The following is a 17,130-nucleotide window of genomic DNA, read 5'->3' as shown; positions in this document are numbered from 1 at the left end:
TTATGTACATACTATTCACCTCAAGTTCTAGTATGTTACATTTAATGGTAAATTTGTACATCTTTAAGTGATTTTATATGTACACGTTTAAATTAGCATTTATAAAATTCACCTCTTCCTTTTTTATAAAGTATATGATGGGCATGAGGTGCGTCATTTTCCTTAGAATATTCAGCCTTCTCTAATTTATATTGTTCTTACCCAACTCTATTTTTATAATATGTCCCATACTTCATGACCTGATCATTACGTAATATTGCATCATATTCATCTTCTATCCCAATTGAACGCATAGTTTCTCGAATACGATTTAAATCATCTTCAGTTAATTTTACATTAGGCTTAAATTCTGTATTTTGAATCGCTATCAGTAAATCATTGATTTTATCATGATTAATGTTTACTTCTGATTTCCGAAAAGTAATTAACCCATTAAAATACTCCTTCAAGCTTGGTTGTTTAATCTCTAATAAGAGTTTTTCAAAATCTTGATTTGAAACCTTCACGGGTGTTGAAAAAGTTTCTCGAATTATTTCCATCTTACTTTTTCTCTTTGATGAGTTCTCTTCCGTTTTAATAATTTCTTTTACTGAGGATTCTTTTTTCGAACTTTTTTCGGGTCGTTCTCTAATTTCCACATCTTTACTAAGATCTAACTCTTCTTTTATATACTGGCCATTTTCTGAGTTACGATATTTATTATCTTCTTTATATACAACTAGTTTTGAATCAAGCGTTTTTATATTGGAAATCCAATTAGAACTTTTTTCTTTTAAGCTATTTCCTGAGCTATGAACGTTCCCAACAGTAACTAGACTAACCTTATCATTTAATAATTTACCTGTAAGTATAGCTCCATTCGCGATTTGTATTGAGAAATCTTTTGTTGAGTTTATAGCTGCTTTTTTTACTTGATTAAATTTCCTCACTGCCTGCTTCGAAATCGAACCTACAATAGTACCCGCCTTCAAAGCTTTTCCCTGTTTGATAACCGAACTACTAATTTTTCCGGCAGTTGTACTCATTTTAGCTACACCGGCTGCGGGGCCTGCGCCTGGAATAAATAATGTCGCTGTATTAAATACATAGCCACCTATTGCGTAGGAGTCACCATTTTTTATATTTTGGGTTATGTTCCCTATCATTTTTGTGACGCCCTCTTTTAGTTGGGCGCGGCCTTCCTCTGTGGCCACTAGATTATAGGTGTCTGTTAAGGCTTTTTTGTCTTGCTCCATTTTGTATTCCATGTATTTAGGCGGCTTTAATCCGGCCATTTTTAGAGTAGCTGTGTCCACTGCGTTCTCAATTGAATTATATGTAGAAACTGCCCCTATAGCCGTATCACTAATAAGACTTCCTGCTGCACCAATGATACCCATTTGAAAAAGAATTTTTTCCTTCTCCGCTTTGCCTAGCGCCTTAAATCCCTCTGGCAAGCCATACTGTTCGACAAGCTGATCAATCGGGAGGTTTTCAATATAGTTCACTGCTTTCCCCCAGGCCTTCGCTACCTCTTCTGAACTCTCCTTCAAATAGGTTTCAATTGGATGCGCCTTAGCATACTGCTCCTCTAATCGTTTTTGCTCCGCTAGTTCACGCTGCTGTGCCTCAAATTGTTTTTGTGCCTGAATCGCCTGCTGATACTCCGCCATACTGTCACTAAACGCTGAACTCTCAGTCAATGCATCAAAATCCGGAGATGAATACGCAAGACCTATTGAAACATTTAATAGCTCAATATATGTCTCCGTCATATTCGATACAACTTCTTTTTCTACTTGCATACGTTCAAATGTATGTACATTCGTGAGCGTATAAAAAAATAAAAAAACGAGCTTATTTCACGATAATAAGCTCGTCTATATCTAAATAACTACATTCACTTATCTTCTTGATAAAACCCATCCTTCACAACAGTATTTTGTATATTTTTTTTCGTAACTAAAATGGGCTCCAATAAAATAGAAGGAATATTATTTTTTCCATTATCGATAGAGTCGGTAATATCGACTTTCTGTTTTTTCGCCATTGATACAGCTGTTTTCGCAGCGACACTCGAGAGCTTTTTCACAGGTTTATAAACGGTTGCGAGCTGTGTTCCTTGCTGAATCGCCTGGATATTTACTGCGTCTGCATCTTGTCCAATAACAGCAATTTTTTTCGTCATCCCCTGCTGCTTAATAACCTGCATCGCCGCATAGGCTGTCGCATCATTGGCGGCAATTACTGCATCAATCTGATGATGATTAATACGAAGCGCCTCCTCCATACCTTTTGCGGCTTCTTTTGGCTGCCAGTTTTTCGTCCATTGATCATACTGAATGCGAATGTCGCCGCTTCGTATAAGCGGTGCAAGTACATTCATAGCACCTTTTTTCAGCAAATGCGAATTATGGTCCGTTGAAGCCCCGCCACTTCCGCAATTGCTGGAATATTGCCGTTACCAATGGCATTGAACTGGTCGTTTTTAATAATAATCGTCCCCGATTGCTCCGTTACTTGTAGGAGCGCGCCGCGGAAAATCAGCATCCCTGCTAATGTCACAACAAAGGCTGGAATCGCTAGTTTTGCTACTAAAAAGCCGCTAATAAGCCCTATTAAAATCCCGATTAATAAAATGATTGGAATAACAAGCCACATTGACCAGTCCATACGCGTCAGGAAAATCGCAGCGATAGCACCGAGAAAACCTGCTAAAAAGCCGACCGACAAATCGATATGACGAATGACGATTACTAATGTCATCCCGACTGCAAGCACCGCAATATACCCTGCAGAGTCTAATAAGTTACTAATATTGCGCGATGACATAAATAAACCATTTGTTAAAATCGTAAAAATCAACATAATCACAACAAGTGCGATATACATCCCGTACTCACGAATATTTTGCTTTAATAATGTTTTTAGTTCCCCGAAAAAACTCATCTGTTTCGCCTCCTATTGTGTCGCTAATGCCATAATATTTTCCTCATTTGCTTCGCTACGTGAAAGTTCTCCCTTTATGCGACCCTCTGCCATTACATAAATGCGGTCACTCATCCCAAGCACCTCCGGAAGCTCCGAGGAAATCATAATAATGCTCATGCCCTTATCAACAAGCTCATTCATAATCGTATACATTTCAAACTTTGCCCCGACGTCAATGCCGCGTGTCGGCTCATCTAAAATTAAAATCTTCGGCTCTGTAAATAACCATTTCGCAACAGATACCTTCTGTTGATTGCCCCCACTTAGCTTCCCTACTTCCTGCTCTAGAGAACTTGCCTTAATATTGAGTGACTGCTTATAATGCTGTGCAACCTTTACTTCCTCGTTGACATTAATTGTCCCACCACTCGCAATTTTTTGTAGATTGGCGGCCGATATATTTTCGCGGATGTCCTGTAGTAAAAATAAACCATCCCCTTTACGGTCCTCCGTCACATAGGCAATTCCTGCTTTAATGGCCTCACTCGTATGCTTCAACTTCCGCTTCTTACCAAGTACCTCAAGCTCTCCCTGCATTTTATAATGCTTTGGATTACCAAAAATACTGAGTGCGAGCTCCGTACGCCCTGCGCCCATCAGCCCTGCAATGCCGATGATTTCGCCTTTTTTCAGCTCGACATGTGCATCCTTTACTACTTGGCGATCCAAATTGCTATCATAGGCAGACCAATCACGCACCGCAAGCACGGTTTCTCCAATTTGTTGATTCGGTCGTTTCGGATAAATATCCTCAATATCACGCCCAACCATGCGACGAATTATTTTATTCTCGGTAATTTCTTCAGTCTGCGCATCCATCGTTCCGATTGTCTTGCCATCTCGTAGCACTGTCACCTTATCAGCAATCGAAATAACTTCCTTTAATTTATGCGAAATCATAATGCAGCTAATGCCCTGCGATTTCAATTCCTTCAGTAATTGCAGTAAGTTTTCACTGTCATCTTCATTTAATGCGGCTGTTGGTTCATCTAAAATGAGTAGTTTTACATCCTTACTAAGCGCTTTGGCGATTTCGACGAGCTGCTGACGCCCAACATTTAAGTCACGAATCATCGTCTCCGGTGTAATACGTAGACGCACCTTTTCTAACAACTTTTTAGAAGCGGTAATCGTTTCATTCCAGTTAATAAACGGGCCACTCTTTAGCTCATTGCCAGCAAAAATATTTTCATAAACCGTTAAGTCCGGAAATAACGCCAGTTCCTGATAAATAATACCGATACCGACCTTTACGCTGTCGCTAATTTCACGGAATTGCTGTGCTTTGCCGTTGTAAATAATCTCTCCTTCGTATTCACCATGCGGATAAACACCACTTAATACTTTCATAAGCGTCGATTTTCCGGCACCATTCTCACCAACTAAACAATGAATTTCACCGCGCTCCACCTTGAAATTCACATCAGAAAGTGCCTTAACACCAGGGAAGCTTTTTGAAATAGTATCCATTTCTAAAATATAATCTGCCATGCGAATTCCTCCTTTAAAAAAGAAATAGTGATAGCACAGGCCATCACTATTCCACTTGTTCTTATGAAACTACTTCAAGCCTGTGAATTCGTCTGCTTTGTAGTAACCTGAGTCAATTAACTCTTTTTGTACATTATCTTTATCGACTACAATGACATCCGTTTGCTTCGCTTTTACTTTCTTCGTGCCATTGTCATACTCACCCGTTGTTTCTGGTGTTTTATCATCTAATACATCAACAGCCATACCCATCGCATCTTTTACAAGCGTACGTACGTCCTTAAATACAGTCATTGATTGCTTTTCATCAATAATGTATTGAATCGATGCTTTTTCTGCATCCTGACCAGTAATTAAATAGTTTTTAATATCGCCATCTGATTTGAATACATCAGCAATTGAACGCGCTGTGCCGTCATTTGGTGCAAGTACAGCGACATCCCCCTTCATGTCATCTTTGACAGCTGTTAAGTTTGTTTGCGCTTTATTTTTCGCTTCATTGGCATCCCAGTTCGTTGTTACCTGACCAATCACTTTCCCTAACTCTGCGCGTGATAAGTCTTTTTTATCCTTCATTGATTCGGCCACACTTGAGTTAGCAATTTTAAATGTACCATCCGCAATTTTTGGCTGTAATACTTCCCATGCTCCTTGGAAGAATAGAAACGCATTATTATCCGAAGCCGCGCCCGCATATAAGTAAAGCGGTACATCTTTTCCTTCTGCATGATCCACTAAATATTGAGCCTGTGCAGCACCTACAGCGATACTGTCAAACGTCACATAGTAATCAACTGCATCGGTATCTGTAATTAAACGGTCATATGAAATCACTGTCACATCATCTTTTTTCGCTGCTTCTACTGCAGCAGCTGCAGCGGCTGCATCATGTGGTGTAATAATAAGAACTTTAATCCCTTTGTTTAATAAGGCTTCCACATTTTCCTTTTCCTTCGCTGAAGACCCTTGACTAAATAAAATTTCGGTTGTGTAATCTGAATCCTTTAGTGCATCTTTAAAGCGCTGTTCATCTTGTACCCAGCGAGGCTCATCTTTCGTTGGTAACACGATGCCGATGTCTACATTGCCACCACTACCATTACCACAACCCGCTAGCACACCCCCTACGACAAGCACTAATAACATCACAAGTAGATTCCACTTCTTTTTCATTTTTTCACACCCCTTATTATTCTCTACCTTTAGTTTAAGAGGAAAAAATAGTAAATGTAATCGTTTTCATTATGACTTTTTTAATATTTGATGGAATTTTTCAACATTGACCTAAAAAAAGAGGCATTGCCTTGTCGCAATACCTCTTCTTTTTATAAAATTTGTTCCTTTAATTTTGCCTCTGACTCTGCACTCCCATTATATAAATGACAGGCAACAAAATGCTGGTCCCCGCGAATATCTTGCAGTACTGGCTTATTCTGCTTACACTGTGTCATCGCAAATGGACAGCGTGTATGGAACACACAGCCCGTCGGTGGGTCAGATGGGCTTGGTAAATCACCCTTTAAAATCACACGCTGCTTTTTCACCGTTGGATCTGCGACAGGCACCGCAGATAATAGCGCCTGTGTATATGGATGGAGCGGCTCGCGGTAGAGCGATTTTTTATCGGTCAGCTCGACCATATTCCCTAAATACATCACGCCAACGCGGTCACTAATATGCTCCACAACACTCAAATCATGCGCAATGAACAAATACGTGAGCCCAAGCTCGCGCTGTAGCTTCTTCATTAAGTTTAAAATTTGCGATTGAATCGATACATCAAGTGCAGACACCGGCTCATCGGCCACGATTAAATCCGGATTAAGTGCTAGCGCACGTGCAATTACAATACGCTGGCGCTGACCTCCTGAAAATTCATGTGGGTAACGGTCCGCATGATACGCATTTAAGCCCACCAGCTCGAGTAACTCATTGACTTTCGCGCGCTCATTCTTTTTCTCAATACCATGAATTTTAAACGGCTCTGTTAGCAGCTGGCGCACCGTCATACGTGGATTCAGTGACGCATACGGGTCCTGGAAAATCATTTGGAATTTTTGACGCGCTGCCCGGCCTTTTTGCCCTGTCAATTCTGTTAGGTCCTTCCCTTGAAATACGACAGAACCTTCTGTAGGCTCTAGTAAATTCATAATCATTTTACCAGTAGTCGATTTCCCGCAGCCCGATTCACCGACAATGCCGAGTGTTTCGCCTTTATAAATTTCAAATGACACATTATCCACCGCTTTGACGGTATCAGGATGTCGATTAAATAATGATTTCTTACCACCAAAGTATTTTTTTAAGTTCTTGACTTCAACCAGCACATCACTCATGAGACCCCTCCTCCTGTAGCCAGCAGCGATAAACGCGCCCGTCCTCATCTGCTTTTAACACTGGATTTTGCTCCTTACAGCGCGCCATCGCATACGGACAGCGCGGCTCGAAGCGGCACCCTGATGGCATTGTTTCCGGTGTCGGAACCGTTCCTGAAATAGACGTCAATTCCTCCACCTCTTCACCGAGCTTTGGAATCGATGCAAGAAGCCCTTGTGTATACGGATGCTTTGGTCGTGCAAAAAGTGCTTCAATCGGTGCCTCCTCGACGATTTGCCCGGCATACATCACCACGACCCGGTCACACATTTCCGCTACGACACCCAAATCATGCGTAATCATTAAAATCGATGTTTGTGACGTTTCGCGAAGCTCATTCATTAGCTCAAGGATTTGTGCTTGAATCGTCACATCAAGTGCCGTTGTTGGCTCATCCGCAATTAAAATTTCTGGGTCACATGCCATTGCCATCGCAATCATGACGCGCTGCCGCATCCCACCAGACAATTGATGCGGGTATTCATTTAAAATTTGCTTTGCACGCGGAATGCCGACTTTCTCAAGCATCTGTTGTGCACGCTGTGTCGCTTCCTTTTTCGAAACATTTTTGTGTAGGATAATGCCCTCTGTTAGCTGACGCCCAATTTTATAAACGGGGTTAAGCGAGGTCATCGGCTCCTGGAAAATCATCGAAATCTGATTGCCACGGATTTTCCGCATTTGCTTATCCGATGCATGGGCAATGTCTAATGTGCCAAACTGAATCGTTCCACCAACAATTTTCCCTGGCGTATTACGTAGCAACTGCATCACCGATAGCGATGTGACACTCTTGCCGCTCCCGGACTCGCCTACAATGCCGAGTGTTTCCCCTTTATAAAGATGAAAGGAAACGCCATCGACTGCTTTAACTACCTTACCATCGCTAATAAAATGCGTTTCTAAATCCACTACATCTAATACTTTTTCTGCCATGTCGTTTCCTCCTAATCTTTTACTTTCGGATCTAATGCATCTCGTAAGCCATCCCCTAATAAGTTAAAGGCTAACACCGTTAACATAATCGCAATCCCAGGGAAGTACGTAATATACGGTGCTGTCGTCAAATAATCGCGCCCAGCACTCAGCATCGCGCCCCATTCAGGTGATGGTGGCTGTGCACCAAGTCCTAAAAAGCTTAAACTAGCGGCTGTTAAAATCGCCGTTCCTAAGCGCATCGTGAAATAAACGATAATACTAGAAAAGGACGCGGGTAGGATGTGACGGAAAATAATATATAAATTCGCGGCCCCGAGCGAGCGCGTGGCTTCTACATATAATGAGTTTTTATACACGAGTGTATTACTGCGAACAATCCGCGCAAACATCGGAATCGTAAAAATCCCAACAGCCACAACAACATTGATCATCCCAGGTCCTAAAATTGCGATAATCCCAATCGCAAGTAAAATCCCCGGGAATGCGAGTAACACGTCACAAAAGCGCATAATCAAACTATCAATCCACTTGCCGTAATAGCCGCTGAGTAGCCCTAAAATCGTTCCGATAATCGCCCCTGCAAGCACCGCACTCAGGCCAACGAGTAGCGTTGTGCGCGTCCCGACAAGAATGCGACTCAAAATATCTCGACCAAAAGCGTCTGTGCCGAGCCAGTGCTTGCCGTTAGGTCCCTGCAGAATCTGACTATAATCTGCCTTTGTATAATCAAACGGTGCAATCCATGGTCCAATAAGTGCAACAATGAACAGCAGCACAATAAAAATAGCGGAGGCAAAGGCCAGCTTCTGGCGCTTAAATTTCTTCCAAAATTCACGCCACGGCGAAGCGGGTTGTGTAGCAGCTACTTTATTTTCTTGAATTGTTGTCATAAAACCCCTCCTTAATCGTCATAGCGAATTTGTGGATTTAAGAAACCATAAATAACATCGACCAATAAATTAATTAATAAGAACTCGAGCGAGAACAATAAAATTTCTGCCTGTATAACCGGGTAATCGCGCGTTGCCACCGCATCGATGAGCCAGCTCCCTAAACCAGGGAAGCCAAATACGGTTTCAATTACAACCGAACCACCGAGTAGGAAACCAAATTGAAGGCCCGTCATCGTCACAACCGGCACCATCGCATTTTTAAGCGCCTGTCTAATCATGATTTTACTTTCAGAAAAGCCCTTTGCGCGCCCTGTCCGAATATAATCTTCCTTCAGTACATCAATTAAAGCGGAGCGGGTAAAGCGCGCAATAATGGCGGCTACACCGACACCGAGCGTAATCGAAGGCAGTACATAGCCCTGCCAGGAATCAAGCCCTGTTGTCGGGAACCAGCCTAGCTTCACGGAAAACCACTGCATTAATAGCAGTCCTAACCAGAAGGAAGGAATGGAAATCCCAACAACTGCCCCAAACATGCCTAAGTAATCCCAAAATGAATTCCGTTTCATGGCAGAAAGAATGCCAATCCCTACTCCGACAATGACCGCAAAAAGCATACTCCAGACGGTCAGCCAAAAGGTGGGCATAAAACGGGATTTCATCTCTTGTAAAACAGGTTCATTCGTTTTTAACGACGTACCTAAATCACCCTTCGCTAAATTACCGATGTAGACGAAATATTGCTCGACAATCGGCTTATCAAGACCTAGCTTCTTTTCAATCATTTCAACCGTTGCTTGGTCTGCATCTGCACCCGCTACAATTCGCGCAGGATTCCCGGGTATCATATGCACAAATAAGAACACAACAATTGTGACGACAAATAAAATCGGAATCATTTGTAAAATACGCTTCAAAATAAATTTCAGCATCCCGTTCTCCCCTCCAGAACAAAAGGGCACTATGATTCCTCATAGCGCCGCTATTTTCTTATTTAATTTGTAGTTCTGTCACACTTAATCCACCATCTGGTAGTAACACAATGCCTTCTAAGTTCGATTTCTTACCGAAAATATTATCTGGATTTGAAATCGGCACCCATGGCATATCTGTCCAAATTGTTTTTTGTACATCATCGTAAATTTTTTGGCGCTCGCCTTCATCTGAAGTAGCTAGACCTTCTTTTAAGCCCTGATCTACTTCTTTACTTGAGTAATAAGAGATGTTATATGAGTTTGGAGGGAACGAATCAGATGAGAATAACGGACGAATCGCCCAGTCTGCTTCACCTGTTGATGGACTCCACCCACCAAAGTACATTTGTACCTTCGCATCTTTTGGATCTTCCACTGCCCACAAGGCATCTGCAAGTGCACCATTTTCCATTGGCTCTACTTTAACTTTAATATTAATTGCAGCTAAAGATTGTTGGATAAACTCCATCGCTTTAATGTAGTTTGTCGTATTTGTAGCCCAAATCGTTGTTTCAAAGCCACTTTCTTTGCCCACTTCTTTCATGAGTGCCTTCGCCTTTTCAACATCATAGCTTTGGTCCTCTTGCTTTGAGTAGAATTGCGTTTTTTCGGCAATGACAGATGTAGCTGGCTTTGCATAATCTGCGTATACTACTTTAATTAAATCTTCTTTGTTAATTGCGTGTGTAATTGCCTCACGCACTTTCGGATCATTAAATGGCTCTTTACTAACATTCATTGATAAATAGTTCATAACAATCGAATCCGTATTTTCAATCGTAATATTTTGCTTTTTCAATGTTTCTACTTGCTCAGTTGGAATGGGGTATGCAAAATCAGCCTCGCCTGTTTGTAGCATCGCTGTACGAGAGCCATTTTCTACAACCGGTTTAAAGGTAATCGAATTGGCCGCTACATCACCATTCCAGTATTTATCATTCTTTTTCACTTTAATGATGTCACTTGAATCCCATGACTCAAATACATAAGGGCCTGTACCAACCGGTTTACGCGCGACATCATCACCACTTGCTAATGATTTCGGACTTTGAAGCGCACCAGCTGGATGAGCGAAATTATTAATCATTGAAGCGAATGAATTTTTAAGCGTAAATTTCACTGTATAATCATCCACCACATCAATTTTTTCAATATTTGAGAATAATGAGTAGCGTTTCAAGCCATTTTTCTCATCTGATACACGCTCAAAATTTGTTTTGACAGCTTCCGCATTAAAAGCTTCCCCGTCATGGAACGTCACATCTTTACGTAACATAAATGTAAATTCTGTTGCGTCCTTATTCACCTTATAGTCCTCTGCTAGCTTCGGAATAATTTTCATATCCTTATCAAAGCCAACTAGCCCCTCTAGCATCGTTTGTTGAACCGAGTTATCCAAAGTATTGTTCGAGTCTTGCGGATCAAGTGTTACGAAGTTTTGATTGACCGCAATCGTTAAATCCTTGCCTGCTTTTTTCCCACTACTTTCATTCGCTGAATTCGAACCAGAATCACTTCCGCCACAAGCTGCTAATACAACGGCCATCACTACTAAAGCTATAAGTGCGAACCAATTTGTTCTCCTTTTCAATCATTTCTCCCCCCACACTAACAAATTTCATGAATCATCATGATATTATTAGATACCCTATATTATGGAAATTATAATCAAAATGAATCGAAAAGGTAATAATTAACTATTTAAAGCACTGTTTTTGTTTAGACTTTTTATTTATTACAAAAAAAGAAACCGCCTAATAGCGATTTCTTCATATTGTTTAACCACAGTCCCAATTATAGAGAACATGTGAAAAATTCTTTTGTTTTAAATCATCGGTATTAATAAAGAAGTTCCCAATGCCGACGTCACCCCATAAAATTTCCTGTGAACCAACTGTTTCACTGTCTAGCTGGAAAAGCAGGAAATCAAACGGTGTATCGTCATCACGTGGATCAAATTGTGTAAAGCCAGGGTAACCTCCAATACGATGCTCGAGGCCGCTAAATAATTCATAATAAGCCTCCATCAGGTCATCATTTTCGCGAAATTCCTCACCAAAATGCGCATCAAAATCGTACGTTTCTAAAGACATAGCCGCTTCCTTAATATCAAAGCTCATGGCAAGTTCCAAATCCTCATCTAATGGAAATTCATCATACGATATCGCATCTAAAAATGAAAAATCATCTAAAGCTGGTGCCTCGGTCGTCTCATGATACACAACGCGAAAACCTTCTTGCGTTGCAGGTTCATCAAAATCCATACCATATAAATCATCTGACGCAAGGAAAAATTGTAGCAAACCCGTCGTTGGTAATTCTTCTATTCCCTGAGGTATTTCTGAGAAGTTAATTTGAGCAAGTAATCGAAGTGGCTCGTGCTCTGGTGAAACTGGGTAAGGTTCATTTACAGGCCAATAAGGATGGCCACCAACCTTACTGTTCGTAAGGCTAATATTTTCTGATTCCTTCAAGGAAATTTTAATATACGGCTTCAAAGTCTCTTGAATCTGACTTTCAAAAGGTTGTAAAATCGCTGGTAATATCATATGAACGCCTCCTTAGAAATTAGTCTACCACAAAAGGAACGTTTGTTCTATTTTTAACGTAGTCGTTCGCCAATTAAACCAGCTAAAAATGCTTCTCGCATTGGCTCCCATTCGATTGTCAAATCAAGTAATTGTAACTGCTGTTTCGAAGCTTTAGGTATTAGAGCAAGTGCTTTTTCGCGAAAAGATTCTTTATACGTTTTTTCAATTTTTTTGTACGCTAAATAGGCTTGAACCTCACCTGATTTCAAACGATAAAGCTGTCCGACATCCCAAATTTTATGTAACGCGTCACTTGTATACTCCATACGAGCCACCATCCTTTATCAATGTAACTTTATTTTAAAGTATAGAAAGGACTGGCGACAATCATGAACGCTGTGTATATTTAGTGAACAGTTTTTTTGTTTTATATAGACTGGCGAGTAGTATTTTTATCAATATAAACAGATAGATATTCACAGATTATTGCATATTAAGCTATTTCCACTAAATAATTTATGGTAGAATCTAGATAGTAAAATATAAATAGGTCATTATAATTAATATTTCAGGAGGTATATGTATGAATCAACAATCTTTTTTAATTTATGCACTAGCAACAGGACTTACCGCTTCTACGCTTTCTTTACCGACAACAGCAAATGCTGAGACGGCGGTAGCGTTTGAAACGAAGGTCATGTATACCAATCATGGGGTCTATGCACGTACTGCACCGAACACTACTTCAAGTATTGTCACAACACTTGCAAAAAATACTGAACTGCAAGTTATTGATGGCTCAAAAAAATCGTGGTATCGCGTATTATTAGATGGTGAAATTGTCTATGTATATGGACAATATGTGACGTCTGAAAAGCCGACCACTACACCCGCATTAAAGGTTGTAAAAAAAGGCTATGTCTCGAAAGCGAAACTGAGCGTACGTGCAAGTGCTTCAGCAAAGGGTAAAAAGCGTGGCACACTCAAGGAAGGTGCCACTGTTCAGTTGACACAAAACTACACAGCAGCATCAAAGGATACTTTCTTCCAAGTTCTTTATAAAGGAAAAGTTGGTTATGTTGAGGCGAAGCATATTACCTTTACAAAGAAAGAAGTTGCCACAACCAAAACGGGCGTTGTTCGTAATATCGGCACAGTGACATTGAAAGTTCGTCAAGAGCCAAGTGTGACAAGTACGATTTTAGGCACACTTCAAAAGGGCGAAAAAGTTAAATTCGCTACAGCGTATAAAAAAGATGCCGCTGTTGAATGGTATAAAATTATTTATAAGGGCAAACCTGCGTATGTTTCGGCACAATATGTGACATTAGTATTTCCTAACGAAAAATAAAGAAACTCGGACAAAACACGTCATTTTCCTTTTTTATCCTTCACAACGAAAAACCGGAACCGTGCCACAGCGCGATTCCGGTTTTTCTTATGCTCTTATGAGAGATTATTTTTACACGTATGTCCCAGCCTCTTTATTTAAAAACCCGTTACAAAAGCGTCGATTATAAAAAAATGCACGTTAAAAACGAATGATTTCTCAGAAACCTTATCTATACAAAATGATTGCCATCCGGTTACACTACAGTGGAGATGAGCTTTCGATTATTTCTTCGCTCCAAAATCCCCTACTTGTTGCTTTGTATCCCCGCGATATTCCCAGGTCACCTTATAGTTAATGTCCTCTAGTTGCTGTTGAATTGTCTCTTTATCAAGTTGCACATAAAATACAGCCTCATAGTGATGCTCATTCAATGTATACGACCCAAACCAATAGCTTTTACCAAACAATGCACGTGCATTATCATCGACAGCTAATTTCGCATTCTGTAATTGCTCAAAGTTTTCAATCGTTAATGACAATGATACTTTTTGAAGCGCTTCTCTTGCTGGTTTTTCATCTAGTTGGACAGTGCCTAGCTCCTCATATTCTTGCTCATTGACCGCACCAATTGTCACATCTTTTTTAACAGACACTTTTTCATCTGCACAAGCCACCAATAATAGTGTGAAACAGATGAGAAGCAATACCTTATACTTTTTCATCGCTATGTCCCCTCCAAATCTAGCATAGCACGAAATCGTATACATGCTGCACAAAAAAAGAAGCTGTCCAAAAAGACAGCTTCTTCATGATTTATTTGAGTGCACGTTGTAAAAAGGCTTTTGTCCGCTCATGCTTTGGATTATTAAATAACTCATCCGGTGAGCCCTCTTCTACAATTAACCCCTTATCCATAAAAACAATTCGATCTGAAATTTCGCGTGCAAATTCCATTTCATGCGTCACGATAATCATCGTTAATCCCGACTGTGCAAGCTCCTTCATGACACGTAACACTTCACCGACCATCTCTGGATCTAGCGCAGATGTTGGTTCATCAAATAAAAGTGCATCTGGTGACATCGATAACGCACGCGCAATTGCTACACGTTGCTTTTGACCACCTGATAGTTGGTGAGGACGCGCCTTCACATAGCGATCCATACCAACAACCTTCAAATAGTTCAACGCAATTTCTTCGGCCTCCGCTTTTGAACGCTTCAGAATTTTCTTTTGCCCTACAGTACAGTTATTTAAAACATCCCAGTTATTAAATAAATTGAACTGCTGGAATACCATGCCCATATGCTTACGGTAATCATTCAAATTTTTCTTTTGTAAAATATTTTCACCATGATAAATAATTTCGCCACCTGAAGGTATTTCAAGTAGATTAATACAGCGAAGTAATGTTGATTTACCAGAGCCTGATGAACCAATAACCGTTACGACTTCTCCTTTTTCAACAGAAAAGTTAATGTCCTTTAAAACTTCATGCGAACCAAAGGATTTTGATAGATGCTGAATATCAATAACGTTTCCCATACTCTCTCTCCTTTACTCGCGTGATTTCGGACGCATAATGCCCGCTTCATCAAGCATTTGATAATTGGCCTTGCCTTCTAAACGACGCTCGAAGAAACGAAGCACCTGTGTCGCTGTCAGTGTCATAATTAAATAAATAATACACGCGATGAAGAATGATTCGAAGTAACGGAAGTTCGCACCCGCAATCGTTTTTGTTTGGAAGAACAGCTCATTTACGGTAATGACATTTAATACCGACGTATCTTTAATATTCATAATATATTGATTACCCGTTGCCGGTAAGATATTACGCAGCACCTGTGGTAACACAACAGATGTCATCGTCGTCCAATGATTCATCCCCATTGCGCGTGCCGCTTCAAATTGTCCCCTATCGACACTAATAATGCCGCCTCGTACAATCTCCGCCATATAGGCACCTGTATTTAATGACACAATGACGACTGCAGCAAATGTCGCATTCATATCACCATTAAAGCCGAAATCCGTACCAATTGTTGCTTTAAGCCATTGCATGATAAGCGGTGTGCCGTAGAAAATAACCATGGCCTGTACAATCATCGGTGTACCACGGAAGAATTCCACATAGACACGTAATAAGCCATTTACAATCGCTAAAAATGTTTTTTGACCGCCCTTTTGTGCTTTCGGAGTTGTATTAATGACGCCAATAATCAAACCGATTAATGCGCCAATAAGTGTCCCGAGTGTTGAAATAACTAGGGTCATCCAAGCGCCTCGTAAAAGCATCGGCCAGTTATTCGTAATAATGGTTATAAACCAATCTAAACTCATCAATATTCCTCCTCACAAGCAACTATTTTGCTGCTGGTTGATTTGCAATTGCTTCATCCATTAGCTTCGTACGATCGTCTTCAGAGATTTCTTTTAACGCCTCGTTTACTTTTGCTTTTAAATCACTGCCTTGCTGTAAGCCAACCGCAATTGCTGTATCCTCTTTACTTGTTTTAAAGCCATCTGTAAATTCAACCATTGCAAAATTATCGTTTGCGGCTGCTGCAGATACACCTTCTGGACGCTCTGAAACATAACCATCAATTTTACCTGACTCTAGTGCTACACGCATTGCCGGAAAGTTATCCATGGCAGATTGCTTTTTCACACCATCAATTTGATCAATTACTGAATAATGGAATGTATTTAATTGTGCAGTGATTTTAGCACCGCTGAAATCTGCTAACGACGTAGCATTTTCATATTTACTGCCTTTTTTCACAACCATTACAAGGTTAGACGTGTAATACACATCTGAGAAATCAATTGTTTTTAAACGCTCTTTTGTTGGCGACATACCTGCTACAATCGCATCAATCTTACCTGAAGTTAATGCGGGAACAAGTCCATCCCATTCTGTTTTCACAATAACTAATTCCTTACCTAATTTATCTGCTACCTTTTGTGCGATTGCAACATCGTACCCACCCGCATACTCAGAACCATCTTTAATTTTCACGGCGCCATTTGAATCGTCCTGTTGTGTCCAGTTAAATGGTGGATAACCTGCCTCCATCCCTACTGTAAATGTATCCTTTGAATCACCAGAAGATTCTGACTTATCAGAATCTGAAGCGCCACATCCTGCTAACGCAAGAACGAGTACAAGCATTAAACCTACTAACCATCCTGTTTTCTTCATCCTACTCTCTCCTTTTTTGTCATTAATTAGTTATTGGGACTAAACAAAAAAGGACCTGAGGTAAACTCAGGCCCCTAAATTATCTTTAGTCCCAGAATCCTCACAACATTCCAAATTGAGATAGCACAACTCACTTAAGGTGGAAACTCAAGCGAGACAGTCCTGCAATTGTTCACTGCAGACCCAGCACATGATGTTGAGAAATCGTCATGCACTTCGGCGATAATCCCTCATCAATCGTTTCATAACTCTTCTCTAGCTCATCGATTGTATCTTGACTTATCGCGCCTCTACCTCACGAAGCTGTGAGGCATTTATTCTAATTTATGAGACTAAATATACAGGAATGTTGTTTTTATGTCAATATAATTTGTCATAATATTTTTATTTTTCTAAACAATTTCGGTATTTACGACTA

Annotated in this window: 16 protein-coding genes, 1 pseudogene and 1 riboswitch; of the genes and pseudogenes, 1 reads left to right on the top strand and 16 read right to left on the bottom strand. The window is 40.4% G+C overall.

Features of this window, described 5'->3' with window-relative positions; genetic code table 11:
* Positions 1 to 197: 197 nt before the first annotated feature.
* The 12 genes and pseudogenes from ACFSY7_RS04820 to ACFSY7_RS04765 all read right to left on the bottom strand — a co-directional run bounded on the left by ACFSY7_RS04820 (position 198) and on the right by ACFSY7_RS04765 (position 12,500).
* Positions 198 to 1,784 (bottom strand): hypothetical protein, encoded by a 1,587-nt coding sequence (locus tag ACFSY7_RS04820; protein ID WP_380147051.1) that lies wholly within the window; start codon positions 1,782 to 1,784, stop codon positions 198 to 200.
* A gap of 95 nt (positions 1,785 to 1,879) precedes the next feature.
* On the bottom strand, positions 1,880 to 2,365 hold the full coding sequence (locus ACFSY7_RS04815; RefSeq protein WP_380147050.1) for a substrate-binding domain-containing protein: 486 nt from the start codon (positions 2,363 to 2,365) through the stop codon (positions 1,880 to 1,882).
* Between the two features lie 38 nt (positions 2,366 to 2,403).
* A pseudogene (locus tag ACFSY7_RS04810) lies at positions 2,404 to 2,928 on the bottom strand (ABC transporter permease subunit); the annotation flags it as partial.
* A gap of 12 nt (positions 2,929 to 2,940) precedes the next feature.
* Complete coding sequence (locus ACFSY7_RS04805) at positions 2,941 to 4,461, bottom strand: ATP-binding cassette domain-containing protein (RefSeq protein WP_380147048.1); 1,521 nt, start codon at positions 4,459 to 4,461, stop codon at positions 2,941 to 2,943.
* Between the two features lie 69 nt (positions 4,462 to 4,530).
* A complete protein-coding gene (locus tag ACFSY7_RS04800; protein WP_126991333.1) occupies positions 4,531 to 5,634 on the bottom strand; it encodes a sugar ABC transporter substrate-binding protein in 1,104 nt (367 codons plus the stop codon).
* 152 nt (positions 5,635 to 5,786) lie between these two features.
* Complete coding sequence (locus ACFSY7_RS04795; protein ID WP_380147047.1) at positions 5,787 to 6,797, bottom strand: ABC transporter ATP-binding protein; 1,011 nt, start codon at positions 6,795 to 6,797, stop codon at positions 5,787 to 5,789.
* Positions 6,790 to 7,773 (bottom strand): ABC transporter ATP-binding protein, encoded by a 984-nt coding sequence (locus tag ACFSY7_RS04790; RefSeq protein ID WP_380147046.1) that lies wholly within the window; start codon positions 7,771 to 7,773, stop codon positions 6,790 to 6,792. The genes ACFSY7_RS04795 and ACFSY7_RS04790 overlap by 8 nt, the downstream gene beginning before the upstream one ends.
* A gap of 11 nt (positions 7,774 to 7,784) precedes the next feature.
* Entirely contained in the window at positions 7,785 to 8,666 is an 882-nt protein-coding gene (locus ACFSY7_RS04785) for an ABC transporter permease subunit (protein ID WP_380147045.1), read from the bottom strand.
* Between the two features lie 11 nt (positions 8,667 to 8,677).
* Positions 8,678 to 9,601: a nickel ABC transporter permease gene (nikB, locus tag ACFSY7_RS04780; RefSeq protein WP_126991329.1), complete on the bottom strand. Its 924-nt coding sequence runs from the start codon at positions 9,599 to 9,601 to the stop codon at positions 8,678 to 8,680.
* Positions 9,602 to 9,659: 58 nt separating this feature from the next.
* Positions 9,660 to 11,234, bottom strand: a complete 1,575-nt coding sequence (locus tag ACFSY7_RS04775) for a glutathione ABC transporter substrate-binding protein (RefSeq protein ID WP_380147043.1) — start codon at positions 11,232 to 11,234, stop codon at positions 9,660 to 9,662.
* A 187-nt stretch (positions 11,235 to 11,421) separates the two neighbouring features.
* Positions 11,422 to 12,192: a YwqG family protein gene (locus tag ACFSY7_RS04770; RefSeq protein ID WP_380147042.1), complete on the bottom strand. Its 771-nt coding sequence runs from the start codon at positions 12,190 to 12,192 to the stop codon at positions 11,422 to 11,424.
* A gap of 53 nt (positions 12,193 to 12,245) precedes the next feature.
* Entirely contained in the window at positions 12,246 to 12,500 is a 255-nt protein-coding gene (locus tag ACFSY7_RS04765; RefSeq protein WP_126991327.1) for a hypothetical protein, read from the bottom strand.
* 257 nt (positions 12,501 to 12,757) lie between these two features.
* On the opposite strand from ACFSY7_RS04765, the gene ACFSY7_RS04760 reads away from it, so the two are divergent.
* Positions 12,758 to 13,525 carry an SH3 domain-containing protein gene (locus ACFSY7_RS04760; RefSeq protein ID WP_380147041.1) on the top strand — a complete coding sequence of 256 codons (768 nt, stop codon included), beginning with the start codon at positions 12,758 to 12,760 and terminating at the stop codon, positions 13,523 to 13,525.
* A 263-nt stretch (positions 13,526 to 13,788) separates the two neighbouring features.
* Here the strand turns inward: ACFSY7_RS04760 and ACFSY7_RS04755 are convergent, their stop codons facing one another.
* From ACFSY7_RS04755 to ACFSY7_RS04740, 4 genes are all read right to left on the bottom strand, one after another.
* Positions 13,789 to 14,229, bottom strand: a complete 441-nt coding sequence (locus ACFSY7_RS04755) for a hypothetical protein (protein ID WP_380147040.1) — start codon at positions 14,227 to 14,229, stop codon at positions 13,789 to 13,791.
* Between the two features lie 91 nt (positions 14,230 to 14,320).
* Positions 14,321 to 15,052, bottom strand: a complete 732-nt coding sequence (locus ACFSY7_RS04750) for an amino acid ABC transporter ATP-binding protein (RefSeq protein ID WP_126991324.1) — start codon at positions 15,050 to 15,052, stop codon at positions 14,321 to 14,323.
* A 12-nt stretch (positions 15,053 to 15,064) separates the two neighbouring features.
* Positions 15,065 to 15,850, bottom strand: coding sequence for an amino acid ABC transporter permease (locus ACFSY7_RS04745; protein WP_139994065.1), 786 nt, complete (start codon positions 15,848 to 15,850; stop codon positions 15,065 to 15,067).
* 22 nt (positions 15,851 to 15,872) lie between these two features.
* Positions 15,873 to 16,712: a transporter substrate-binding domain-containing protein gene (locus ACFSY7_RS04740; RefSeq protein ID WP_380147039.1), complete on the bottom strand. Its 840-nt coding sequence runs from the start codon at positions 16,710 to 16,712 to the stop codon at positions 15,873 to 15,875.
* 113 nt (positions 16,713 to 16,825) lie between these two features.
* Positions 16,826 to 17,013, bottom strand: a riboswitch (Lysine riboswitch).
* Positions 17,014 to 17,130: the final 117 nt, after the last annotated feature.

Origin of the sequence: Kurthia populi (assembly GCF_042686175.1) — a bacterium.
Lineage (GTDB): Bacteria > Bacillota > Bacilli > Bacillales_A > Planococcaceae > Kurthia > Kurthia populi.
This window is presented reverse-complemented; position numbering and strand designations above follow the sequence as displayed.